Source organism: Nostoc sp. (assembly GCF_036917975.1).
Taxonomy (GTDB): Bacteria; Cyanobacteriota; Cyanobacteriia; order Cyanobacteriales; family Nostocaceae; genus Nostoc.
Map to the genome: position 1 here is coordinate 1 of NZ_JBALEJ010000023.1, position 24330 is coordinate 24330.

The 24330-nt window shown below is 40.8% G+C and carries 23 protein-coding genes; 12 read left to right on the forward strand and 11 right to left on the reverse strand.

The genetic code is table 11. The annotated features are described in order from the left end of the window. The 3 genes from V7K76_RS08025 to V7K76_RS08035 form a co-directional block, all read right to left on the reverse strand. The coding region (locus V7K76_RS08025; protein ID WP_334953152.1) for a PA14 domain-containing protein at positions 1 to 381 on the reverse strand (381 nt) is incomplete at its 3' end. 1428 nt (positions 382 to 1809) lie between these two features. Further along, positions 1810 to 2067 carry a hypothetical protein gene (locus V7K76_RS08030; RefSeq protein WP_334776824.1) on the reverse strand — a complete coding sequence of 86 codons (258 nt, stop codon included), beginning with the start codon at positions 2065 to 2067 and terminating at the stop codon, positions 1810 to 1812. A gap of 252 nt (positions 2068 to 2319) precedes the next feature. Then, positions 2320 to 3192: an SDR family oxidoreductase gene (locus V7K76_RS08035; RefSeq protein WP_334776823.1), complete on the reverse strand. Its 873-nt coding sequence runs from the start codon at positions 3190 to 3192 to the stop codon at positions 2320 to 2322. 187 nt (positions 3193 to 3379) lie between these two features. Between V7K76_RS08035 and tnpC the strand changes: the two genes are divergently transcribed. Beyond that, positions 3380 to 4858 (forward strand): IS66 family transposase, encoded by a 1479-nt coding sequence (gene tnpC, locus V7K76_RS08040; RefSeq protein ID WP_335029742.1) that lies wholly within the window; start codon positions 3380 to 3382, stop codon positions 4856 to 4858. A gap of 468 nt (positions 4859 to 5326) precedes the next feature. Further along, positions 5327 to 6925 carry a peptide ligase PGM1-related protein gene (locus V7K76_RS08045; RefSeq protein ID WP_334953583.1) on the forward strand — a complete coding sequence of 533 codons (1599 nt, stop codon included), beginning with the start codon at positions 5327 to 5329 and terminating at the stop codon, positions 6923 to 6925. A gap of 113 nt (positions 6926 to 7038) precedes the next feature. Here the strand turns inward: V7K76_RS08045 and V7K76_RS08050 are convergent, their stop codons facing one another. Both V7K76_RS08050 and V7K76_RS08055 read right to left on the reverse strand, forming a co-directional pair. Next, positions 7039 to 8118 carry a hypothetical protein gene (locus tag V7K76_RS08050; RefSeq protein ID WP_334953585.1) on the reverse strand — a complete coding sequence of 360 codons (1080 nt, stop codon included), beginning with the start codon at positions 8116 to 8118 and terminating at the stop codon, positions 7039 to 7041. 53 nt (positions 8119 to 8171) lie between these two features. After that, on the reverse strand, positions 8172 to 9155 hold the full coding sequence (locus tag V7K76_RS08055; protein WP_334776818.1) for a hypothetical protein: 984 nt from the start codon (positions 9153 to 9155) through the stop codon (positions 8172 to 8174). A 446-nt stretch (positions 9156 to 9601) separates the two neighbouring features. On the opposite strand from V7K76_RS08055, the gene V7K76_RS08060 reads away from it, so the two are divergent. From V7K76_RS08060 to V7K76_RS08080, 5 genes are all read left to right on the forward strand, one after another. After that, the gene (locus V7K76_RS08060) at positions 9602 to 10354 is read left to right on the forward strand and encodes a winged helix-turn-helix domain-containing protein (RefSeq protein WP_179065367.1); all 753 of its coding nucleotides are present in this window, start codon (positions 9602 to 9604) and stop codon (positions 10352 to 10354) included. 53 nt (positions 10355 to 10407) lie between these two features. Continuing rightward, a complete protein-coding gene (locus V7K76_RS08065; RefSeq protein ID WP_334776816.1) occupies positions 10408 to 11733 on the forward strand; it encodes a sensor histidine kinase in 1326 nt (441 codons plus the stop codon). Between the two features lie 28 nt (positions 11734 to 11761). After that, positions 11762 to 12430 carry a phosphate signaling complex protein PhoU gene (phoU, locus tag V7K76_RS08070; RefSeq protein ID WP_334776815.1) on the forward strand — a complete coding sequence of 223 codons (669 nt, stop codon included), beginning with the start codon at positions 11762 to 11764 and terminating at the stop codon, positions 12428 to 12430. Between the two features lie 377 nt (positions 12431 to 12807). Further along, positions 12808 to 13434, forward strand: coding sequence for a Crp/Fnr family transcriptional regulator (locus V7K76_RS08075; protein ID WP_334953589.1), 627 nt, complete (start codon positions 12808 to 12810; stop codon positions 13432 to 13434). 127 nt (positions 13435 to 13561) lie between these two features. Beyond that, positions 13562 to 15220, forward strand: coding sequence for an iron uptake porin (locus V7K76_RS08080; protein ID WP_334953591.1), 1659 nt, complete (start codon positions 13562 to 13564; stop codon positions 15218 to 15220). A gap of 92 nt (positions 15221 to 15312) precedes the next feature. Here V7K76_RS08080 and V7K76_RS08085 read toward each other — a convergent pair whose 3' ends face one another. Further along, positions 15313 to 15573: a hypothetical protein gene (locus V7K76_RS08085; protein ID WP_334706633.1), complete on the reverse strand. Its 261-nt coding sequence runs from the start codon at positions 15571 to 15573 to the stop codon at positions 15313 to 15315. A gap of 383 nt (positions 15574 to 15956) precedes the next feature. Here V7K76_RS08085 and V7K76_RS08090 point away from each other — a divergent pair, with 383 nt between their 5' ends. The 5 genes from V7K76_RS08090 to V7K76_RS08110 all read left to right on the forward strand — a co-directional run bounded on the left by V7K76_RS08090 (position 15957) and on the right by V7K76_RS08110 (position 19053). Beyond that, entirely contained in the window at positions 15957 to 16562 is a 606-nt protein-coding gene (locus V7K76_RS08090) for a DUF3318 domain-containing protein (protein WP_334694393.1), read from the forward strand. A gap of 418 nt (positions 16563 to 16980) precedes the next feature. Further along, positions 16981 to 17484 carry a hypothetical protein gene (locus V7K76_RS08095; protein WP_334953594.1) on the forward strand — a complete coding sequence of 168 codons (504 nt, stop codon included), beginning with the start codon at positions 16981 to 16983 and terminating at the stop codon, positions 17482 to 17484. Continuing rightward, positions 17453 to 17983: a hypothetical protein gene (locus V7K76_RS08100; RefSeq protein ID WP_334776810.1), complete on the forward strand. Its 531-nt coding sequence runs from the start codon at positions 17453 to 17455 to the stop codon at positions 17981 to 17983. Before V7K76_RS08095 ends, V7K76_RS08100 begins: the two co-directional genes overlap by 32 nt. 102 nt (positions 17984 to 18085) lie before the next feature. Next, the gene (locus V7K76_RS08105; protein WP_334776809.1) at positions 18086 to 18526 is read left to right on the forward strand and encodes a hypothetical protein; all 441 of its coding nucleotides are present in this window, start codon (positions 18086 to 18088) and stop codon (positions 18524 to 18526) included. A gap of 335 nt (positions 18527 to 18861) precedes the next feature. Next, positions 18862 to 19053: a hypothetical protein gene (locus tag V7K76_RS08110; protein ID WP_334776808.1), complete on the forward strand. Its 192-nt coding sequence runs from the start codon at positions 18862 to 18864 to the stop codon at positions 19051 to 19053. A gap of 197 nt (positions 19054 to 19250) precedes the next feature. Here V7K76_RS08110 and V7K76_RS08115 read toward each other — a convergent pair whose 3' ends face one another. The 5 genes from V7K76_RS08115 to fabF all read right to left on the reverse strand — a co-directional run bounded on the left by V7K76_RS08115 (position 19251) and on the right by fabF (position 24259). Next, positions 19251 to 19610 carry a PIN domain-containing protein gene (locus tag V7K76_RS08115; RefSeq protein ID WP_334776807.1) on the reverse strand — a complete coding sequence of 120 codons (360 nt, stop codon included), beginning with the start codon at positions 19608 to 19610 and terminating at the stop codon, positions 19251 to 19253. Positions 19611 to 19615: 5 nt separating this feature from the next. Further along, entirely contained in the window at positions 19616 to 19918 is a 303-nt protein-coding gene (locus V7K76_RS08120; RefSeq protein WP_334776806.1) for a hypothetical protein, read from the reverse strand. Between the two features lie 287 nt (positions 19919 to 20205). Beyond that, positions 20206 to 20388 carry a hypothetical protein gene (locus V7K76_RS08125; protein ID WP_334776805.1) on the reverse strand — a complete coding sequence of 61 codons (183 nt, stop codon included), beginning with the start codon at positions 20386 to 20388 and terminating at the stop codon, positions 20206 to 20208. A 225-nt stretch (positions 20389 to 20613) separates the two neighbouring features. After that, on the reverse strand, positions 20614 to 22641 hold the full coding sequence (tkt, locus tag V7K76_RS08130; RefSeq protein WP_334776804.1) for a transketolase: 2028 nt from the start codon (positions 22639 to 22641) through the stop codon (positions 20614 to 20616). Between the two features lie 367 nt (positions 22642 to 23008). After that, positions 23009 to 24259 carry a beta-ketoacyl-ACP synthase II gene (fabF, locus tag V7K76_RS08135; protein WP_334776802.1) on the reverse strand — a complete coding sequence of 417 codons (1251 nt, stop codon included), beginning with the start codon at positions 24257 to 24259 and terminating at the stop codon, positions 23009 to 23011. Positions 24260 to 24330 lie beyond the last annotated feature (71 nt).

The window sequence follows — 24330 nt, forward strand, 5'->3', positions numbered from 1 at the left end:
TTGATCGACAAACTGATTGATGATTTGTTGACCATTCACCCACAACCGCACACCATCATCAGCCGTGGTGTAAAAATTGTAAGTTTCGCTGTACTTGGCTTCTACCTGACCTGTCCAACGCACTGAGAAGGTATCTGCACCCACGGAAGGATCTGGAGAACCATCACCCCAGTTAAAGTTTACCGTTGGATCTGTGCGGGTTTGCTTCAGGTTGGTGAAGTCGATGTTGTCGTAGTACTGTCCTGTCAGCCCATTTCCCTGAGATAGCGCGCTGGCGCTAGCCTGAGAGACAAGACTGTTGCTAGCCAATGGATCTTGAAGAGGTGTTGCAGCAGTAGGTGTTGAAATTACAGTTGTTGATAGTTGATCGTTTACACTCATTGAGATATATGCCTCAGAATAGTTCTAAAACTAATGCCATAATCAATAATTCGGGATTAGTTTTATGTTTGATGTTTTCAACAAAAAATGCGTGATGAAATGCGTGATGAACATAGCCTAAGTATGTTTATGAGCAAATCATTGTCTGCCTATTAACATTTGTGTTGAGACTATTTCACTCAATTGCTGATACAAATTATTTATCATATATATTCTCCTGTGTTAATTTGATTTACTCATTTGCTACTTACTTGTATCAACATTAAAATAAAATAGCATGACAGCATGACGCGAAAACATACTTCCCTATATCTTCTTTGAAAGCAGAGATAATATAAGAAAATGTAGAAAAACGCGTATAACAATAAATCCTCAAGATTACCTGAAGGGCTTATTAGTCCTTACTAATCTTTGTTTTCTTTTGATAAACCTTCTGAGTTTTGGTGAATTTAATCAAAAATGATAAATCACCATTTTCTAGAACTTTTAATCTCCATGATGTGCAGGTGCATAAAATTTGAGATAAAGCAAAACTTGATCGAGATAGATAAATACTTAAGTAGTCTAAAGTAACAGTATTACATATTTACGTTTAAGTATTGTTATTGGATTAATTAACTACATATTTGACACTAGAACTCGGTGTTATGTCTATCTTCTTTGTGGAATTTTGTTTAAATATTCACACTGATATGTCCTTTTTTAAAGGAACATCAAAGTTTTGATGATCTTTAAGTGAAAATTACCAACTACAGGATGATCCCATATTTTTTATCCAGATGGTTATTAATTATATGAAAATTGCATAAAGAAAATTTGTGATATTTAAAGATTTAAAAAAGGTATTATTTATATATGCTTCATCTTGACTGTCAATTCATATCTTGGTTACAACAAACAGCAAAGATATAGTTGACTTTTTGAGTAATTCTGTTGTAAGTAAACTATCCAGCAAATAGCTATGCGATAGCTTCTCTTTTCTAAGAAAGGGCTACGGCAACGCTTGACGAAAGGAATTATCAGCGTCCGAAACCTTGTACTATCGCATTCCATTACAAAAGGTTTCAATTTATTTCAAGTCTTAACAATTAACAAATAAAAATTACAAATGCGATGTTGCATATTCCAAATTTTCCCTAGACTAGAGGCAGCAACCTGGTTCAAACTGGCTGAAGAAAGGGGACTTTGACTGAGACAAATGATTTAAACTCTCAGAATTAATTTTGAATTTTGTTAGCGCAGCGTAAAGCCTTCGGCATGGCTTCGCTTAGAGCGAGTCTGCGAGCGTCATTTTGAATTGATTCATTCATGGTGGGCTGTACTTAGTGCGATCGCTACTGTCTGGGCTTATTTTCTGCAAGGATGATGATAAGTAGCGATCGCACCCTCTCCACTAATGACCAGTGACCAATGACCAATGACTAACTTTTACAATTCTGATTCCGTCTTTGGAGCAATAATTTCGCCACTACCTAATTCTAGTATCAAGTCCTGTTCAGTAATCAATCCACTGAGTTCCTTCACTTGCAAATTCATCTCTTCACAAGCTTGTCTGAGTTCTTGTGCAAATTTGTTGAGGTCTTGACCATAGCCACATTGATAAGCAGCAGTTTCAATTCCTTGCTTGGCATTTGCTCTAGCACAATCTACTAATTCTGTGCCATGCAGTGGTGTAAGAGATGCCATATACGTAGTTATTATTTCTTAAATGTACGCTGCTAGATAGATTATCAAGATTTCAACATTGACTCATCCCTCTAATGGAAGAAAAGGAGGGTAGAGTTAAGAGTTAGGAGTTATAAGTTAAGAGTTAAGAGTTAGGAGTTATAAGTTAAGAGTTAGGAGTTATAAGTTATAAGTTAAAAGTTGTAAGTTTAAAATCTATTGTTTATAACTCTTAATTCCTAACTCCTCACTCATAACTCCTAACTATTCTACTCACCCATTGATAACATCTCCACCATTAACATGTAGCACTTGTCCAGAGATATAAGAAGCATCGTCAGAGGCTAAAAATACGTAGCTGGGAGCAACTTCTTCTGGTTGTCCGGCTCGTTGCATTGGTACTTGCTTTCCAAAATTCTCAACTTTTTCTTCAGGAAAAGTTGAGGGAATTAAAGGTGTCCAAATTGGCCCTGGCGCGACAGCATTAACACGAATTCTTTTTGACACTAAATTTTGTGATAGGGAACGAGTAAAGGCAACGATCGCACCTTTTGTAGAGGAATAATCTAAGAGATGTGGGCTACCTTTATAAGCTGTTACCGATGTGGTATTGATAATAGAACTGCCCGCTTGTAAATGCTTGAGTGCAGCTTTAGTCATGAAAAACATCGAGAATATATTAGTGCGGAAAGTTCGCTCTAGTTGTTCTTCGGTGATTTCTTCGATACTTTCTTTCGGATGTTGTTCGGCGGCGTTGTTGACGAGAATATCAAGTTTGCCAAACTCACCAACTGTTTGCTGTATGGCTTGCTGACAAAAAGTTTCATCGCCAATATCACCTGCAATGGTGACTGCGCGACGCCCTTGCTGTTCTACCAAATGTTTTGTTTCTTTGGCATCGTCGTGTTCGTTGAGATAAAAGATCGCCACATCTGCACCTTCTTTAGCAAATGCGATCGCAACAGCACGACCAATACCACTATCTCCACCCGTAATCAATGCTACTTTATCTTGTAACTTACCACTACCCCGATACTGAGGATCATCGGCTTTAGGTTTTGGTGTCATTTTTGATTCAACACCTGGTGCTTCTTGTTGCTGTGGCGGTTGTAATTTTTTCTCTTTTTGCTCTTTTGATTTAGCCATAGTTTTTGTCTTGGTAATTGAATATTGAAGTGGGCACTGTTAAGGGGTCATTCTCTCCCATTCACCATTTCAAAACTAAACCTTGGATCGAAAATTCAACCCAAGGTATAGTTGTAATTAGTCAGTGCAATAAGAAACATTAAATGAGAATGGACAAAAAACTGACAGGGACTGTATTATCAGGAACATGGCAATTAACGACCAACTACTGCCCACCCTAATAAATGCCCCTGACTTTGAACCAGAGCAGATGGGGGCAAGTTTTTGGTATGAAGCCTACCTGAAACAGAAGCAAGAAAATGTTGAGCTAGAAGCCAAACTGGGACAGGTAGAGAAAGAGTTGGAGCAGCTCAAAGAAAAGTTAAACAAGCTCAATCTCAGGAGTAGTGAGAATAGCTCCCAACCGCCGTCGCAAGATGGGTACAAGAAGAAAAATTTTGGATTTGAGACAAAAGTCAAGAAGAAGAGAGGGCCGAAATACGGTCATGAAGGGACAACTCGGAATGGCTTTGAGCAAGTAGACAATAAAATAGAACTGAACTTAGAGCAGTGTCCAGTTTGTAGTACCCCGTTAGACAGAGTAGAGTCAGCCCCAGTCAGGCGATCGCAGATCGCCGAGTTGGTGAGCCAACCAGTACAAGTGAACGAATATCAGCGGCCGCTTTATGAATGTCCTAATTGCGGGTGGCAAGGGTATGCAGACTTGCCTCTAGGTTGCCGGGAAGATTTCAGTTACGGAGCCTTACTCAGTAGCCTGGTGGGATGGCTAGGCTATGGGGGACATCTGAGTTGGTCTAAACAAAGGTATTTGGTAGAGACGATTTTCGGCATCCCAATGTCTCAGGGAAGCCTGGCGAAAATGCACCAATGGTTTAGTCAAAGCCTATACCCCAGCTATGAGCAGTGGTGGGAATTGATACAACAGCCAGGAGTGCGTTGCGTCGATGAAACTAGCTACCGACTCGATGGGGTGAACTACTGGCTGTGGGTAGCCACATCAAAGGAAGCCTGCGTGCTGTTTTTAGCGCCTACCCGCAGTTCGGCTGAAGTAAAATCCTTGCTGGGTGAGGACTTTGACGGGATTCTCAGCAGTGATTGTTGGTCGGCTTACGGTCCACAAGGCGCAGCAGCCAAACAAAAATGTCTGGCTCACATTGAAAGAGAATTAAAAGCTTTAGAAACCTCTCACTTGGCTGCCAATCGACAGTTTGCCCAACAGGTTTTTCCCATTCTCCATAGTGCCAGACTGGCCTACCAAGATTTTTACACCGGTCAACTCACTTTGGAGCAATTGGCACAGCACCGCGTCAGGGTTGAAGCTCAACTGGCAGAGGTGCTGAATCATCCACCCTCCAAAGGATGGGCTGCTGATGCCCAGAATTTAGCCAATCGTTTCCGCAAGCATTGGTCAGATTGGTTTACTTTTCTGTCCCATCCAGAGGTGAAACCAGATAATAATGATGCGGAACGGGCATTGCGACCAGTGGTTGTCCATCGCAAAGTTAGTGGTGGTGCCAGAAGTCATTGGGGCGGTCAATTGGTAGCGATGATGTTCAGTTTCTTGGAAACCATGCGATTGCAAGGAAAGAATGCTGTTGAGGAACTTTTCAATTTGTTAGCCTTCGGGCGTTCTCCACCCAAAGTAGACTTTCCACCATCGTACTAGGGCTTATCCGCTAGTCTCTTCTCAATAAGCCCTACTTCTTGCTGTGACTAATTACGTATAGTTTTTGCTTTGACTCTCACTAGCCATTTGTAATTTTAGGCATTTATATCCTGGATGTTTACCAAACTTACTTATTTCTAGTAACTGTATGTAGCTGACATGACTAAAAATAAGTATCCAACTCTGATGTGACGAAAAACTTATTTTTTTCATCTGCTCTCAAGTTAACTATTATGTTGCTGTAATTTATCGCTCTCTAGAGGTAAAGTAAGCTGCAATTAGCTCAACCTTAAGACTGAAAATAAATTAAATAAGTGGTGGATCTGCGGGTTCCTATAGTTTGATTTATCCTTGCAGAATTCCTAAAATTTCTTGCAAAACTAACTGAATCTTGACACGGCAACTCTACATCTTCCAAAAGCTTGCATGGTGCGCTACATTGAGATCATTAGAGGGCAGGGATGATTTATGGCAACACTAAATATTTCCGAATTAGAACAGATTGAAAAGTTTCGCCACTTACAATTAACCCTGCGCGATCGCTGGAAAACTAGCGAGCTATTTGATAATAGTGAAGCAGATATTTTAATTATTCCCTCTCTGAGTCTCGACCAGCGCGAACTCCAAAAGATCGAAGGCTGCGAGCATTATGAAGAAAGATTACTATTTTCTTTAATTCGATTGCAAAATCCCCGGACTCGGCTGATTTATATAACATCAGTACCGTTGCATCCGAGTATCATTGATTATTATCTGCAACTGTTGCCAGGAATTCCCTTTTCTCATGCTCGCAATCGCTTGCTGTTACTTTCGACTTACGATTCTTCCCTTAAGCCTCTTAGTCAAAAGATTTTAGAACGTCCCCGTTTGCTAGAGCGAATTCATCAATCTTTAAGACTAGACAAATCATTCATGATCTGCTACAACTCTTCGCACTGGGAAGGCGAATTATCTTTAAAATTAGGTGTACCACTGTATGCTGCTGCACCAGATTTACAGATTTGGGGGACAAAAAGTGGTAGTCGGCAAATCTTCGCCCAAAGTGAAGTACCACATCCAGATGGCAGCGAAAAAGTTTGGAACGACACGAGTTTGACAAAGGCTACCGTTGATTTGTGGGAACGACAACCGACATTACAACGGGTAGTGGTAAAACTCAACGAAGGTATTTCTGGAGAGGGGAATGCCTTGCTGGATCTTAGACCGATTGAGAATTTAGCACCAGGAAAAGCTACTCATGCTGAAAGGATAGCAGCAATTAGCGATCGCTTCTCAACAATGCGCTTTCAAGCAAAACAAGAGACTTGGGATAATTTTTCGGGTAGAATCCCGGAATTAGGGGCAATTTCTGAAGCATTTGTGGAGGGGAAAATTAAGCGATCGCCCAGCGTCCAAGGACGGATTACACCCACAGGTGAAGTAGAAATCCTTTCAACCCACGACCAAATTCTCGGAGGCCCAGATGGTCAGATTTATCTTGGTTGTCGCTTTCCTGCTGATGAAAGATATCGATTGCAATTACAGCAATTGGGACTACAAGTTGGCAGAAAGTTAGCAGAGAAAGGCACTTTAGAGCGATTTGGCGTAGATTTTATCGCCGTTGACAAGGGTAATGGAGATTGGGATATTCAGGCGATCGAAATAAACCTACGTAAAGGCGGTACAACTCATCCATTTATGACCCTGAAACTGTTAACGAACGGTCGCTATGACCTTTCCACAGGTTTATTTTATAGTCAGCAAGGTCGTCCCAAATACTACATCGCCACTGACAACCTGCAAAAAGAACGCTATCAGGGATTATTACCTAATGATTTGATGGATATCATTGCTCACCACAGACTGCACTTTGACAGTGGTACAGAAACGGGCACAGTGTTTCATCTTATGGGTTGCCTTTCGCAGTTTGGCAAGTTGGGATTAACCAGCATCGGTGATTCTCCGCAACAAGCACAAGACATCTATAACAAAGTTATCAAAGTTCTGGATGAAGAAACCCGCAGCGACAATCATGATTTTTCCGCTTTTTCAGATTATTCCTTTCCCGTGGTTTGGGATGAATTGTAGTTAAGGATTGGGGATTGGGGGACTTCCAAGAAATAAATTACCAATAACTCAGGATTGCTATAGAGACTTAAATGCAATTAAGTCTCTACAATTACCATCAAAAATCAATCAGCTTACTTATTTTTCGCTTGAGTTTTTGCCTGTTCTAAAGCTATTTCCTTGATTGCCTGATATGAATTAACATTTGAAGTACCTTCAATAGCTTTAACAGCCAAATCCTGAACTTGTTTGAGAGCGGATTCAAGTTGCTTAGAAAGATTTTGAATTCGCGTTTCTTGATTCGTAATAGTTTGTTCTAGAGATTGCAGTCTTTGTTCATAGAAACGCTTTTGCCCTTCCACTTCCTTAGAATATAAATCTGATTTTATTTTAGCTTGGTAGTGAGCAATGCCTTTGCCCTCTTCCGTAGCTTTTTTGATGGCTGCTTCTTTATCCTTCGGAAAAGCCTCTACCTTAGCTTTTAACTCTTCAAATTGTTTCTCTCGTTCAGAAATCGCTTTCTCCCGTTCAGCCCACTGCTTTTCTGTTTCTTGTAGTAATTCTTCCAGTTGCTTATATAGCCCTTTCTGCTCTTGTTCGTATTCGTCATTTTGCAGTTGACGCTGGAGTTCTAAATTATACTTATACTCTGAAGCATCGCGTTGTCGAGTTTTATTCAAGTTTTCATTCCGTTCTTTTATCGCCCGTTGCTGTTCCTCCTGTTCTTTTCCCCAAGCATTCCTTTGCTCTAGTATTTCTTGAAATAACACTTCAGAACGTCGGGTATATTCTTCCTGATAAGCTTTAGTATTATCTTCATAGGCTTGGATGAGAGTATCCAAGATATCATCAGAAATTTCTAAATTGTGCAACTGCCTTAATTGTTGAATTTCTTCTTCTAAAGTTCGCCTAATTTCTTCTAACTTAGAGGATTTTGTGGTTAGCTGTTCTGATAATTCATTAGCAGCACTGCCAAAACCTAATTGAATCTTCGCCAAGCTTTCAATTGTATTATTCATCTTTTGTTGGACACTAGAAAGCTGATTCATAGCTGTTTTCTGTTCTAATTTAGGCTGTTCTTTAGTTCCAGATTGGTTTTCTTTGCCAACTTGATTGAGTTCCGATTTCAGTGCCGCTTTTTCTTTTGCTAACTCCTCATACGCCTGAAGAATTTCTACTTTAGTATTCTTATCAGTCGGTTTTTTCCCTACCACAACAAACCTCCTCTTCAGGAATTAAAGATGATTAAGATGCTATAGACTCACAACTATTTAGGATTAGAATTACCAAAAGCCCTCATAGCTAAGTCTTGTGCTTGTTTTAATGCAGTTTGCAATTGAGCAGAAATACTTTCGATTTGCTCAGACTGCTTCTTAATTGTTTCTTCCAGAGATTGAATTTTTTGTTCATAGCTCTGTTTGTTAGATTCCCATTCTCTTTCAAATAAATCAGCCTCAATTTTAGCTTTTTGGCTTGTTTCTTTAATTGCTTCTTCTCTAGCTTTCTTAACGGCTTCTTCCAGTTCGTTAGGAAATGTAGTTACTTTTTGTGCATAATCTGCAAAGAGTGGTTGGCGTTCAGCAAATATTTTTTCTCGTTCTGCCCAATCTTTCTCTTTCTTTTGCGAATTTTCTTGTATTTCCCTTTGTTGTTGGCGCTTTATTGCTTCGTAGCTGTCTCTATTGAGTTTACGAGTAGTTTCTAACTTATACTGAAATTCTTCTTGTTCTTGCTGGCGATCTTTGGCTAATAACTCATTATATGCTTGGAGTTTTTCTTCATACTCTGCTTGCTCTTTTTGGCATTCCTTTCGCCTAATTGTAATTTCTTTCTCTAGTGTTTCCCTTTTACTAATAGTATCTTGTTCAAGAATTTTTAATTTTTCTTGGTGTTCTTGACTTAAAATATCTAGAGTATCTGCAACAACTCTGATTTGTTGCAGTTCTTGTAGGCGTTGAGTTTCAATTTCTATAGCTCGGTTCAATTCATCTAACTTAGAATTTTCTTGAGCTAACTTTTCAGATAATGCATTAAGAATACTGCCAAACTCCAGTTGCAAATCAGCCAAGCCTTTGACAATACTATCAACTGTATATGCAGAAGCCGCTTGTAGAATCTCTTGACTTTTTGCCTTTTCTGCTTCCTCTTGTTTGGTTGCTATTTTAGATTCCAGCTTTTTTCTTTGGATAATAATTTGTTGAAATGCTTGCATTAGTTGTTGTTTGCTGTCCTTGACTCCAGCTGTAGTCATCTTTCAACTCCCTTCAATAGGCAAATGATTTATTGGGTAGCAAGCCATACCAATGACTACCCTATGCAGACATCAGAGTAGCCTTGGAATCAACATTTTTAACGCAGTGGAAATACTGAAATGATCCACATACGACACTTAAGTGGGTACGAATTTTCCACAGATGTATCCTTCTGTTTTTCAGGTATAGTTTTCCCTTTGAGGCTTAATAGTACTTTTGTACTAAGATAAATATACCTAAGCGAATCTCCTCTTGTCAAGACAAATTATTAGAAGCTTGTAGCCATAGTGATTTACCATTAGGAGACTGCTGTGGTGTATGTTTCTTTTTGTAAAGAAAATCTAAAAGAATTAACCTTAGCAGAAGCGCGGTTACAGTAAGGCGAGATAATAGATTCAATTAATCCTAATTGATACAAGCACAGTCCTAGACTTTTGTGATATCAATGTACACCACTGAATCGACCAAATACTCTGCTAGAACGGACATTGGACAAACCAGCCGTATTCTAGTAGTAGAAGATGAAGAATTAATCCAGGAAATGCTAGCTGTAGCTCTGGAAGAAGAAGGTTATGGGGTGATAACTGCCCCCGATGGGCGGTCTGCTATCGAGTATCTCAAAAGTTTTGAAACCAATTCAGGGGAACTTCCCTTCGATCTGGTCATTCTTGATTTGATGCTACCTCAAATCAATGGGTTAGATATTTGCCGTTTGCTGCGTCATCAAGGCAACCCAGTACCTATTTTAATGCTTAGTGCTAAGGGTAGTGAAACTGACCGAGTTTTGGGGTTAGAGGTGGGCGCTGATGACTATCTGACTAAACCCTTTAGTATGCGTGAATTAGTGGCTCGTTGTCGCGCTTTACTCCGCCGCCAACGCCTCAGTAATTTGCCCCAAATACCAGTATTAAAATTTAAGGATGTCTCCTTGAATCCCCAAGAATGTCGCGTGCTGGTTCGCGGTCAAGAAGTGAGTCTTTCCCCCAAAGAGTTTCGCTTGCTGGAACTGTTTATGAGTTACGCCCGTCGGGTATGGTCACGCGAACAATTGCTCGATCAGGTTTGGGGGCCGGATTTTGTCGGCGATAGTAAAACTGTAGACGTTCATATTCGCTGGTTGCGCGAAAAATTAGAGCAAGACCCCAGCCATCCCGAATATATTGTGACTGTACGAGGTTTTGGCTATAGGTTTGGATAATTAGTTGCGATAGTTGTTAGTTTTTAGTAGTCAGCAAGAAACTAACAACTCAAATGCTTTTATTGGGATTTTTTCTGGGTTTAGCGGTAGGCATTGGGTTTTGGGTTTGGCAACAGGTTCAACTTAACCGCTACCTGGGGCGCTTACTCCGACCGTTAACCTCCCATTCTTCCAAGATGGGACTGCTGTTGATTCCTGGTTTGCGGCAAGAAATAGCGATGGTGAAGCAGCAGCGGCAAGATTTACAGCAGTCGTTGCAAACTTACCAAGACCTGCTAGATTTTGCACCAGTGGGATATTTGCAGGTGGATGAGGAAAATCAACTGCTGTGGTGCAATCGACAGGCGCAGGAAATTTTGTATCTACAAAGGTGGCAACCAGAACAGGTGCGCTTGTTATTGGAGTTGGTACGGTCTTATGAACTCGACCATTTAATTGAGCAAACTCGTGATTTGCAAAAACCACAGATGGGAGAATGGATATTTCATCCATCTTGTGATGATGCAGCAGAGATGGCAACAATTAAATCTCTGGCTTTGCGGGCTTCTAGCTTGCCTTTACCCAATGGACAAGTGGGAGTATTTTTGGAAAATCGTCAACCCCTATTAGATATAAATCAAGTACGCGATCGCTCTTTTTCTGATTTAGCACATGAACTGAGAACGCCGCTAACTTCGATTCGCTTAGTTGTAGAAACTTTACAAAACCGCTTAGAACCACCTTTAAATCGTTGGGTTAACCGTTTGATGCAGGAAGTTGATCGGCTGATTAACTTAGTGCAAAGCTGGTTAGACCTTACCCAAATGGAAGCAAACCCAAATATCCAATTGCAAGCCAAAGCTGTAGAATTGCGATCGCTAATTACATCTGTTTGGGAAACACTAGAACCCTTGGCAGGGCGTCAAAATCTGTCTTTTTCTTATTCTGGCCCCGAAAATATTTGGATTAAGGCAGATAAAGCCAGGATTTACCAGGTTTTTCTCAACTTGCTAGACAACAGCATTAAGTACAGTCCTCCTGATACAAGCATTCACGTCCAAGCAAAAATCCGCTCAACAGATAATAATGAGAGCGATGCTGTTTCCCAAATCCTGGAAATAAATCTGATTGATTCTGGAGTCGGGTTTTCCGAGGCAGATTTACCCCATGTTTTTGAGCGATTTTATCGAGGAGATAAAGCCCGAACCCATTCCTCTCAAGATAGTAACTCTATTGGGGCGATCGTTGGTAATGGATTAGGATTAGCGATCGTTGAGCAAATTCTCATCGCCCACGGTGGTTCAATCAAAGCGATGAACCATCCAGAAACCGGTGGTGCGTGGATGCAGCTCCAATTTCCTGAAGTGATGGCAAACTCCCTAAGCCAAGACTATAGTTAGTAATATCTTCACCTTTGAGACAACAAGTGTGAAAGCCATCGATTATACTCCCAATCCTCAAAGACCACAACTAGCACGCGCCATTAGGCGCTTAGAACGGGATGTATTACGCATGGGTGCCTTGGTAGAACAATCGTTTCGCCTCAGCCACCAAGCGTTATTTGCTCGTAACTTAACAGCAGCTGAAGAACTTCCCAGATTAGATAAAAAAATCGATCGCTTTTATAGACAAATCGAGTCAGACTGTACGGCGATTATGACGCTGCAAGCGCCTACGGTTCCAGATTTGCGCTGTTTAAGTGCTTTTATGCAGTTGGTGCGAGACTTAGAGCGCATTGGCGATTATGCTGAAGATTTGGCTGAGATTGCGATTAAAATTTTTCCTTATGCGCCTCATACGTCAATGCCCGACATTGAAGCTATGTCCCTTCACGCCCAGGCGATGCTAGCAACCAGCTTAAAGGCTTTGGGAGATTTCGATGAAGCAGGTGGTCGTCGTTTAAAGCATTTAGATGATACTGTAGATGATGCCTATGATCGCGTTTATCAGACTTTAGCCCAACAACGAGATGTGCCTGGTGTTGTCGAGCCAATTGTACTATTAGCACTAGCAATTCGTTGTCTGGAACGTATGGCAGATCATGCCACTAATATCGGTCAAAGGGTAGCATATATTGTCACCGGTCAACGTTCTTAATTGACATGCTGCCCAGAACCCCGACTTCTTCAAGAAGTCGGGGTTCTGAATCCAGTGCCTACATACTTACTTAGTCTTCAGAAAATACCAAAATATTACAGCTATTTAACTAAATATTTTACTAAAAGCTTACCTTTTCTTAAACTTGCACAATTAAAGTAAAAAATGAATAACTAAAAATTCCGGTTCTATCTCACTGATAGATACCCCAAATAAGAAGTTGTTGGTATCAGAAGATTTGGATTTAGTTTCTAGCTCTAATTGAGAAGAATAAACTTTCATATATAATACAGGTAGATTTTGATGCAAATTATTAGAGTTTCTTAATTATTAGAAGTAGCAAGATTCCCTGATAATTTTGAATTTATGGTTAATATATGTCTTCCACAAGTTCTACTGCAAACTCTTCTGCCGTGTCAAATAGTTCTGCATTCAGAGGACAATTACCCCAGCAGATATTTACCCGTAGGGAAGTAATTCCACCTCAAAATGATGTACTTTGGCGTATTGAGCATGGTGCAGTTCGTACCTTAACATGGAGTGAAGATGGAACATTCATCACTCTCGGCTATTGGGGACTAGGGGATCTGATTGGCTATCCTTTGTCTAAGGTCAAGCCCTACCACATTGAATGCCTCACTGGCGTGGAAGTAAGTATTGTGCCACCTCATCTGTGGCATCAAGAGATTAATGCCTTGTTGTCTCACATTCAACAGGCAGAGGATCTACTAAGTATTGTGCATCGCAAACCAATTTCGCTACGTCTATGGCAGTTTTTGGTATGGTTAAGTGAAAAATTTGGACGTGATATAGATAAAGGCAAATTAATTGATCTAAATGTTACCCATCAAGATATTGCTGAAGTGTTAAATACTACGCGAGTAACAGTTACCCGACTCCTACAACAGTTGGAGGAAGAAGGAACAGTCTTACGTCACAAACGCCGCATTATTTTGCGCTTACCAAATAAATTAATTAAAAATTATAGTTCCGCACTATATTAAATGACTTGTATTTCTCCCAGGATAAAGGTATAATCGTGGCTGTGATTGTGTGTAAAATTCCTGAAAGTAAAGTGCTTTAAGCATTTCACCGTGATTGGATTAGTAGGTGTGAGTGAGAGTAAATAACATGACAAAACGATTCTGGAATCTTTTCAAGGTTAGTCCGGTTGTTCTAGCTGCTGCATTTTTCGCTGCGAATAGTGCTTTAGCTGCTGAAGTCAACGAAACAAATGTTTCCCAGTTATCTGAAGCTCAAGATGCTAATAATATTGAGCAGGTAACATCAGTTTCGCAATTTTCGGACGTACAGCCCACAGATTGGGCATTCCAAGCTTTACAATCCTTGGTTGAGCGCTACGGCTGTATTGCAGGTTATCCCAACAGTACTTATCGTGGGAACCGTGCTTTAACCCGTTACGAATTTGCCGCAGGTTTGAATGCCTGTTTAGACCGGGTTAACGAATTGATTGCTACAGCTACAGCCGATTTGGTTAGCAAACAAGATTTAGCTACTTTACAGCGCTTACAAGAAGAATATGCTGCTGAACTAGCAACCCTGCGCGGTCGTGTAGATGGTTTAGAAGCCCGCACTTCTGAGTTGGAAGCTCATCAATTCTCGACTACCACCAAGTTGGTTGGGGAAGCAATTTTCAGCGTGTCTGACGCTTTTGGTGGTAACACAGCTGCTAGATCCAACCAAGCTCCTTCAAATACTCCCTTGAACTCTAACACTGTTTTCTCTGACCGAGTGCGTTTAAACTTATACAGCAGTTTCGCTGGTACAGACCAGTTGCAAATTCGGTTAACTGCTGGGAATACCATCAGTAATAGTGGTGTGACCGGTACTAACATGACCCGTTTGGGCTATGACACAAATCCTTCCGACAACAGCGTTAGCATAGATAAAATCAACTATGCTTTCAACCTTAAGGATGCAGTACGCGTCAAAGTTGATGCTAGCGATAGTGAGCTATACGAAAACGTCAACGTTTTCAATCCTGACTTTAGGAGCAGTGCTACAGGTGCTATCTCTCGGTATGGACGTTTCAGCCCCATCTACCGTCAAGGTCAAAATGGTGCTGGTTTGACTGTGACTTTAAATCCTAAAGGTCCTATTAGCTTGAGTGGTGCTTATTTAGCACAGAGTAGTAACAACGGTACTATCATTAATGCCTTTGGTGCTAATAATCCCGCCGCTAATAACGGGCTATTCAATGGTGATAGCACTATCTTCGGACAGTTATCTTTCCAACCCAACAAAGCCTTCAATCTTGGTCTGACCTATGCCCACACCTACCTAGCTGGCAATGCTGCTAACAGCTTCTTCCAAGGTACAGGTAGCACTTTTGCTAACAGCCCCTTTGGGACTGTGGCTGGTATTCGCGCTGAATCCAACAATTACGGTGTAGAGGCTAGCTTCCAATTTAGCCCTAAATTGGTTCTTAGTGGTTGGGGAGGTTACACAACTGCATCTACTCTTAGTGGCCCTAGTCAAAATGCAGAGATTTGGTACTATGGTGCAACACTTGCTTTGAGAGACTTTGGCAAAGAAGGCAACGTTTTAGGTATTATCTTTGGTCAAGCACCCAAAGTTACTGGTGGCAGCGTAACAACAAATAGTCCTTTTGACTCTGGTACCTCTTATCACTTAGAGGGTCTTTATAAATACAAGGTTTCCGATAATATTCAAGTCACACCTGGTTTGTTGGTAATTTTCAATCCAGAGAACAACAACAATAACGATACTGAATATGTCGGTACTCTACGTACTACCTTCACCTTCTAAAATTGGTGATAAAATCTCAAGCTCAGAATTAGATAAACAAAACCCCACCTCAAGGTGGGGTTTTGTTTAGGACGAAAATTAGCTGTGTTAGCTTATGTGGGATTATAATCTGACTGATTGGATATATCTTTTGGGGGGCGATCGCTACTCCAAGCCCACCACACAGAACCACAGTGACAGTAGTAGAACTCTTGCCATTTGCGACGACGGTCTTCTGTAAGTACAGGCGATCGCCGATTTAGCCAAACTTTTTCAGCTTCTAGGCTACTTGAGTGGCAGTTAGGACAGCAAAAATTGTATGCATGTACTGCCTGATTTGTCCATTCAGGTGGGAGGGGAGCAAAAGCATCCATGTAGTTACAAGTGTAGTCTCAATGGTGATCCAAAACTTTGAGGTTTTGAATTGGGCGGCAAAGGGATACTATAGAATTCCGCCACACGATCAAACTGCTTAATCAATATTTTTATCAAGTCAGAATTCAGGAGTCAGAAGCCAGAATTCAGGGTTAAATTCTATACGGCTGGGTAATGAATATTGGTTAAAACCCCGCTCGGAGTTAAGCGAAACTAGTATTAAATATTCTCGCCTTAAAACTCTATCCCTTTCTGGGTGGAGTATTCTGAATTCTGACTCCTGATAAGACCGCGATCGCATCTCACAAATCAAAGGTTAACACGAAAAGTTTATTTTTTACATAGCTAGTTACTATGCACATTATGGCTAATAATTAAACTTATGGAGCCAAATGTTGAAATTCGCCGTTTGTTAGATGTGATGCCTGCTTCTGGTCGGATGACGACAAAACTTGTTAGTAAGCCAGAACAGGCAAAAGTGATTGACGCCTCCTTTCCCCAACCCTGGAATCAGGCGCGACCGATATATATTAATTTCGATTTGTGGCGTCGCTTGACAAAGCCGCAACGAGACTTGCTGCTATTGCAGATGGTTAGCTGGTTAACGGGGGTAAAGTGGTTTAAACCCGATATTTATCAAGGTGCGGTGTTAGCCGGGTTATTAGGCGGATTCTTGGAAGCAGCACAGTCAGATGTAGTGGGTGTAGCTGTAGCTGGGGGATTAAGTGCGATCGCTGCTTTTCGGATCTGGCGTACTAATAAATCTCAAGAGTCAGAGTTAAATGCCGATGCTGCTGCAATTAAAATAGCACAGCGACGCGGTTATTCGGAAGCTGAAGCAGCACAACACCTATTATCTGCAATTGAAGCGGTAGCCAAAATTGAAGGGCGTGCCAGTTTCAATTTTACCGAGTTGATTCGTTGCCAAAATTTACGAGCGATCGCAGGTTTATCACCGGTGGGTATACCAGAAAGCTACGATAAGTAGAAATAGGGAAAAATTAAAGAATCAGAAGATTATTTGATAAATGAATAAGTTTTACCTCAGATTGTAATAGCATCTGTGGCAATATTTCTGATAAAAATAAATTTTATTTTTAACATGTAAACCTCGTCCATGTTGAAACCTGGAGTTTTGAATTATTCTGTTGTGTCATTGCGACATTCGCTCTTAGCGTTCCCGCATGGTAAAAAACTACAGTTCTCAAGTTAGACGAGGTTTAGTGGCATTCCTACGAGACTTCGACGCAGCAAGTCTCTTAGGAATAGCACTCTGGGACTGGGGGCTAGGAAGAGTTTTCTTCTCGTGCAAATGCTGCGCGAACAAAACTTGGGTAGTGGTCTGAATCCCCGAACAATTTTCCCAGTCCCTAATCCCCAGTCCCCAGTCCCTTTTTAAACTAACAATGTTAAACAAAAAAATCATCAAATATACTTCGAGATTATCTTTTCATTCTCCTTGGTTTATTATCATTATTTTCTCTGGTCTTGGTTTAATAGGTATTCTCAACCATTCGATGTGGCGAGATGAATTAAATCCCTGGCTTATTGTTAGAGATAGTGAATCTTTTGGGGATTTAATTACAAATATTCATTATGAAGGTCATCCTCTTCTATGGTATTTTTCTCTGGCGCTTCTGAGAAGAATAGTAGATAATCCTATTATTATGCAAATTTTTCATTTGGCAATTACTGTTGGTTCTGTTACTATTTTTTGCCTATATAGCCCTTTTACCTATCAACAAAAGTTTCTATTTTCCTTTGGTTTCTTTCCTTTTTACGAATATTTTTTAACTTCTCGAAACTATGCTTTTAGTATGTTGTTTGTTTTTGGATTCTGTACATTTTTTTTCATCCAGAAAAAGAACTTATACTTATTTGGCAATTTTATTAGGTTTACTAGCAAATAGTAATGCTTATGGTTTATTTATATCATTTTCTTTATCATTAACTTTGCTAGCTGAATTTTGTTTTGATAGTAAACATCGACAGCAGTATTTTAGTCAAAGCCAAAAATACGATTTATTTTTAAGTATTGTAATTATCACATTTTCTCTTATTTTATCCATTTATATTATTAGTCCTCCGACAGATAGTTATCTTTATGGTGGGTTAAATAATTGTTGGGTAATACAATTAGATATCCGTCATTTGTTGATAAGCATGGGTAGAATATTTGGTAGTTATTTATTAATTATTCCTGCACACAAGAAATTGCTAGATTTAATGGTTTGCGCGCTAATTGCTCTATTTATTGTAATTTTGACCTTGATTAAATTATCTAAAAAGCCAGTTTCTTTCTTTTTCTATATTATAGGTAATTGTATAATATTTGCCTTTACCTACTTGAAATTTATAGGTGGTTCTCGGCATTATGGACATTTTTATTTAGTTTTTATAGCGGCTTGATGGCTGGGAAGTTATTATCAAGAGTCTCAAGTTTTACTCAATAAGTTTTCTATTCGTCCAAATTCAATTACATTTGTTCACCAATGGCATCATATCGTTTTGATGCTAATTCTTTATGTCCAGTTTGGGGGAGGTATTTATAGTTTTTCAAGAGATTTAGTTGTACCATTTTCTGCAAGTCGGGAAACAGCCCAATATATTCAAAAAGCTGGGTTGAATAATGAGTTTATTGTTGCTAGCCGAGATGCAACTATGGCTCCTTTATCGGGTTATCTCAATCGAAAGTTTTACTATCCTGAGCTTCAAAAAATGGGAAGCTTTACCCTATTTAAAAAAGGTCGTCAAGATGTCGAACAATCTGAGATATTAAGCCAAATTAATTTTATCCTCAAGAATCAAGATGAGCAAAAGAAAATTTTGCTGATTTTAAATCAAAAACTGAATGTCAACCGCCATGATTTGAAAATTGTTCCAATCAAAGATTTTGAGAGAAGCTGGACGAGTGATGAACTATATTATCTTTATTGGGTAGATGAAGCATAAGGATAACCAGGGTCATTTCATTACTATCTAGCCCGCCTCAAGCCTTTGGACAACAGGTGCAAAGTATTGAGCCTCCAACTAGCGCGATGACAGTTTCAGTATATCTATGATGAAATGATGTTTTTTACGTCCTTTGACTAGCTTGCCACCACTGATAACTAGTTGCAAAGGGTGAGGCTACTCTACACTGGAATAAGAGAATGTGTATTTAACTGAACTTAGATGTCAGAGACTGAGGAGTTTATTGATACCTTCTCGGTGTTGCTTATGAAGTGCTTACCTCGTGTGGTAAAACTTAAGTTAAATTCTGTCAGTTACTAACGGAGTTGATGGGAATGGGTAACTTTATTATTTTTGCCTTGATAGTCGTTTACGGAGTCGGCGCTTTGAAGTTTTGGAATGGGTTTGAGCGGACTAATTTTAATCCAGCCTTGAGTAATCGGATTCGTTTATCTTTGCTATGGCCAGCTTTGTTTATTACAAATCAATCCTATCGTCGAAACTTTAGAAAGGCGTTGAAGGGCTAGGTCTTAGTATTACGTGTATTAAGTCTAACATCATAGGATTTTGACAGTTGACATATATCTCAATATAAATCTAACCAGCCAACCTCCCTTCCTTAGTAAGGAAGAGAGGTTGGCTTGCTCTTTTTAGGAGGGAGAGGAACTAGGGAGGGATAAGTTCGTTAACCGTGGGAAAATATTTCAGCTGATGACTTTACGAATTATTTACCATTGGTTAATAGATGGATTAAACCGCGTGCGATCGCTGTAGCCGCTATCAATATATCTTGTTCTTGTATCGTCAAACCCCTACGTTGTAAATCCACATGGATTTCACATGCTCTCTCAATAATTTCTATATCATCTATTAATAAAATTTTATATACTTGACAAAATTTATTAAACTCAACTAACTGTCTAGTTGCATTGATAGCTAAAAGACCTCGTTTGACTTCATAGTAAGTTATGCAACTAATAAACACATCTTGTTTCAGACGCAGGACTTCCCGAAACTTCTGATCTATAATTACATTTCTCTTCAAAATATAACTAACAATATTTGTATCTAATAAATAAGTCACTTTGTCTATTTTCGCTTTACTGCTTCATCGTACATTTTGATTTGCTCCGGTGTTAAATCGTTTAACGTACCTGAAACTGCCTCTAAAATTAAAATGCTATCTATTCTATCTATCAAATCATCATCTTTAATTTCCCTCATTTTTTCTCGTGAAAATTGCCCAAATAGTTCAACTAACATTTGGCTCATTTCCAGTTGATTTAACTTTACTTCATATAAACTATTACCTTTAAATAAATTTTCGACTATTGGCGAGATGCGGTTTATAAGCTCATGATTGTGGCTAGATTCTTGCACAACTTCCTGCATAAAGACCTCCCAAATTTGGATTAAATATATTATATTATATTTCAAATAGATTGATTGAACCATTGCCAGACACGCTTCAAAAACGATTGTTCTTGAGAGTATGAGAATTCTGCACGTAACCGATCGTTATAAACTTGCATATTTTCACCCGTTTCCGTCCAAACAAGTTCAAGGCACGGAACATGAGTTTTACAACCTGTACAAAAGCTCATATCTGCTGAATATAAATATGGGTTCTTTAAATAGCTGCGAATAATCTCTTCTGGCATTCCAGTGTAACTATCGCATTAAGCATGATAATAAATACATGGAATACCTTCTAGAGAAGCTTGTTCGCACTCGTCCGGGGGTAAGGTGACATACTCATTTTGTTGACCATCTGGACGTAACTTTAAATGTTCTTGGTGATGCCTTAGGTAATCTTCTTCATCCAACCATTCATGGCAAAATTCACATCGGTACTTTTTCATTGTCTACCCTAATAGATTTAAATATGATGCTTAATTATTCAAATCCAACACGAGAAAAATTTGATTGAGAATACAATCTACAGACATAGTTAGGTTTGATTCTCTACATTTTCATTATTCCCAAAATAAATATAAAAATTAAAGCTTACATAAATAAAAAAGCTTCGTAAAAAAAGGCGGGCTTTTCAGCCCACCCCACAAAATTTTGAAAATATTCTGTTGCTATTAACCCAACAATGCCTTTGCTTTAGCTAATACATTATCAACTGTGAAACCAAATTTCTCTAGCAGAACATTACCAGGAGCGGAAGCACCAAAGCGATCGATACTAACAGTATCACCTTCAGTACCAACGTACTTGTGCCAACCGAAACTGCTAGCAGCTTCTACAGACAAACGCTTGGTGACAGCTTTTGGCAGAACGGACTCTTTATAAGCTGCATCTTGTGCATCAAACAAATCCCATGCGGGTAGTGAGACAACACGGACTTTCTTGCCTTCAGCTTTGAGTTTTTCGGCTGCGGTGACGGCGAGGCTCAATTCAGAACCAGTGCCAATCAGGATGATATCAGGCGTACCTTCGCTATCTACCACGGTGTATCCACCCTTAGCGACGCCCTCAACTGATGTACCTGCCAAATTGGGGACATTTTGACGAGTGAGCGCCAATAGGGTAGGAGCATTTTGGCTTGCTCTTTCAATTGCTATTTTGTAAGCCCCAGTGGTTTCGTTTCCGTCTGCGGGACGAATTACTGTCAGGTTAGGAATAGCACGTAGGGAGGCGATGGTTTCAATTGGTTGGTGTGTGGGGCCGTCTTCACCTTGTCCAATTGAGTCGTGGGTTGTTACCCAAATCACGCCAGCGCGTGAGAGGGCAGATAAGCGGATGGCAGCACGCTGATAGTCGGTGAAGATTAAAAAGGTGGCTGCATAGGGAATCAATCCCGAACCATGTAGCGCTATGCCATTAGCGATCGCGCCCATACCATGTTCCCGAACACCAAAGTGGATGTTGCGGTTTTGGTATTGTCCTTTTTGGAAGTCACCGATATTTTTGAGTTCGGTTAAGTTGGAGTGGGTTAAGTCAGCCGATCCACCAATTAACCCAGGGACAACAGCCGCTAGTTTGTTCAGAGAAATTTCTGAGTGTTTACGGGTGGCTACTCCCTTGTCTTCGGGGGTGTAGATTGGTAGTACTTTATCCCAACCGTCGGCTAGTTTGCCACTAATGTAATTTTCAAATTCAGCCGCTTCTTGGGCATACTTGGCTTTGTAGTCGGCGTATGTTTTATTCCACTCAGCTTCGTAAGTAGCACCGCGCTCAATTGCTTTGCGGAAGTGATTCAGGGCTGCTTCTGGAACTTCAAAAGGCTCGTATTCCCAACCCAAATTTTTCCGAGTTAAGGCAACTTCGTCTTTACCAAGGGCTGCACCGTGAACCCCGGCAGTGTTTGCTTTATTGGGGGAACCGAAACCGATGGTAGTTGTTACCTTAATGAAAGTTGGCTTATCAGTGACAGCTTTCGCTTCGGCGATCGCTTTTTCAATTCCGGCTAAATCGGTATTGCCATCTTTGACATGGAGGACGTGCCAGCCATAAGCTTCAAAGCGCTTGGAAACATCTTCGGTGAATGCTACATCTGTAGAACCATCAATCGAGATGTGGTTGTCGTCGTACAGAGCAATTAGTTTACCTAATCCCAAGTGTCCCGCAAAAGAAGCGGCTTCACCAGAAACACCTTCCATGTTACAACCATCACCCACAATTACGTAAGTGTAGTGGTCAACAATTTTAGCATCGGGTTTGTTGAACTTAGCAGCCAGGTGAGCTTCGGCGATCGCTAAACCGACTGCATTGGCAATTCCCTGACCCAAGGGGCCAGTTGTGACTTCCACGCCTTCTGTTTCAAAGTTTTCTGGGTGTCCGGGAGTTCTAGAACCCCATTGACGGAATTGCTTAATATCTTCAATGCTTACACTGTCGTAGCCTGTCAAGTAGAGCAGGGCATACTGCAACATTGAGCCATGACCGGCAGACAAGACAAAGCGATCGCGGTTAAACCACTTGGGATTCTTGGGGTTAAAGCGTAAAAAGCGATCCCAGAGTACAAAAGCAAAGGGAGCCGCGCCCATTGGTAGTCCTGGGTGTCCCGAGTTGGCCTTTTCTACGGCATCAACAGCCAAGAAGCGGATCGAGTTAATAGCCAGTTCTTCGACGGACAATTCTTTGGGGGATTGGGTTGCAACAGTCATAATCTCTTGTTTTTAACGACGGGTTAGCACTCTTTGTAGCTTCTCTTGCTGGGGTTATTTTAGATTCCCCACAGTATCTTCATCATCCCATTCCCGCTTGTAGATGGACAAGCGGGATCTCCTGAGTTTATGGTGATAAATCAAGCTGATAATTGGGTCATGCTGAACGCTTACTTTATATCCGAATGTTCTGATACTTTGGGTATGGGGCAATTCAATTTTGGATTTTGGATTGACGATAGGGCAGCGTTAGCGAGTCCGCGAGCGTCTTTTGGATTAAATTTCAATCTAAAATCTAAAATCTAAAATCTAAAATCTAAAATTCTTACTCCCTCATCTCCCTCTGCCTCCTGCCTCCTGCCTTCTTTTAAACGTATTTCTTAAAAGCCAATGTGACATTATGACCGCCAAACCCGAAAGAATTGGATATTGCTACCTCAACTTTTTGAGCGCGGCTAGAGTGAGGCACGTAATCTAAGTCACACTCTGGATCGGGATTTTCTAGATTGATTGTGGGGGGAATTTGGTCATTAGCGATCGCTAGTACTGTTGCTACTGCTTCAATCCCGCCAGAACCGCCTAATAAATGACCTGTCATCGATTTGGTAGAGCTAATTGCCACCTTATAAGCATATTCTCCCAAGGCTTTTTTGATTGCTGAGGTTTCAGTTGAATCATTAGCTGGGGTGCTAGTGCCGTGGGCGTTAATATAGCTAATCTGTTCGGGAGTTATGCCGGCATCCTTGAGGGCTAGTTCGATGGCTCTCGCAGCTCCGAGTCCACCGGGTACAGGGGAGGTGATATGGTAGGCGTCACAGGTCATACCATAGCCGATCATTTCAGCATAAATGTGAGCGCCGCGACTGATGGCATGTTGCAGTTCTTCTAGAATTAAAATTCCGGAACCTTCACCTAAGACAAATCCGTTGCGATCGCGGTCAAAGGGACGGCAAGCATGGGCTGGATCGTCATTGCTAAAAGAGAGTGCCTTGCAGGCGGCGAACCCAGCTATCGACAATGGTGTGACAGCTGCCTCTGTTCCCCCGCAAATCATCGCCTGGGCATATCCCCCTTGAATTAAGCGAAAAGCATCTCCAATGGCGTTGGAGCCAGCAGCGCAAGCAGTTACGGGGCAGGAGTTTGGCCCTTTCGCACCCGTGTGAATTGCCGTTAATCCTGCGGCCATATTGGCGATCATCATCGGGATCATGAATGGACTACAGCGATCGGGGCCACGGTTGAGGTAGATAGTTTGCTGGTCTTCTAATACCTTAATGCCACCAACGCCAGAACCGATCATGACACCGACCTGTTCTGCATTCAGGTCATTGATCACTAACTCCGCGTTAGATAGAGCCTGTTTTGCTGCCGCAACCCCAAATTGGGAAAACCGATCCATGCGCTTGGCTTCTTTACGCTCCAAGTAATCATGCGGATCGAAGTTTTTCACCTCACCAGCAATTCGGCAATCATGGCGAGACGCATCAAATAATGTGATGTAGTCAATGCCATTGCGTCCACTTAATAATCCGTCCCAATATTCTGTTGCTGTGTTACCTATAGGTGTAATCGCGCCAACACCAGTTACAACAACGCGTTTACGTGTATGATCTGTCATGATTCAGTTAAAAATGGCGAAAAAGCAGCAGGCAAAAAATTCGAGGCTAGCGACTAGGTACTGGTGAGCCA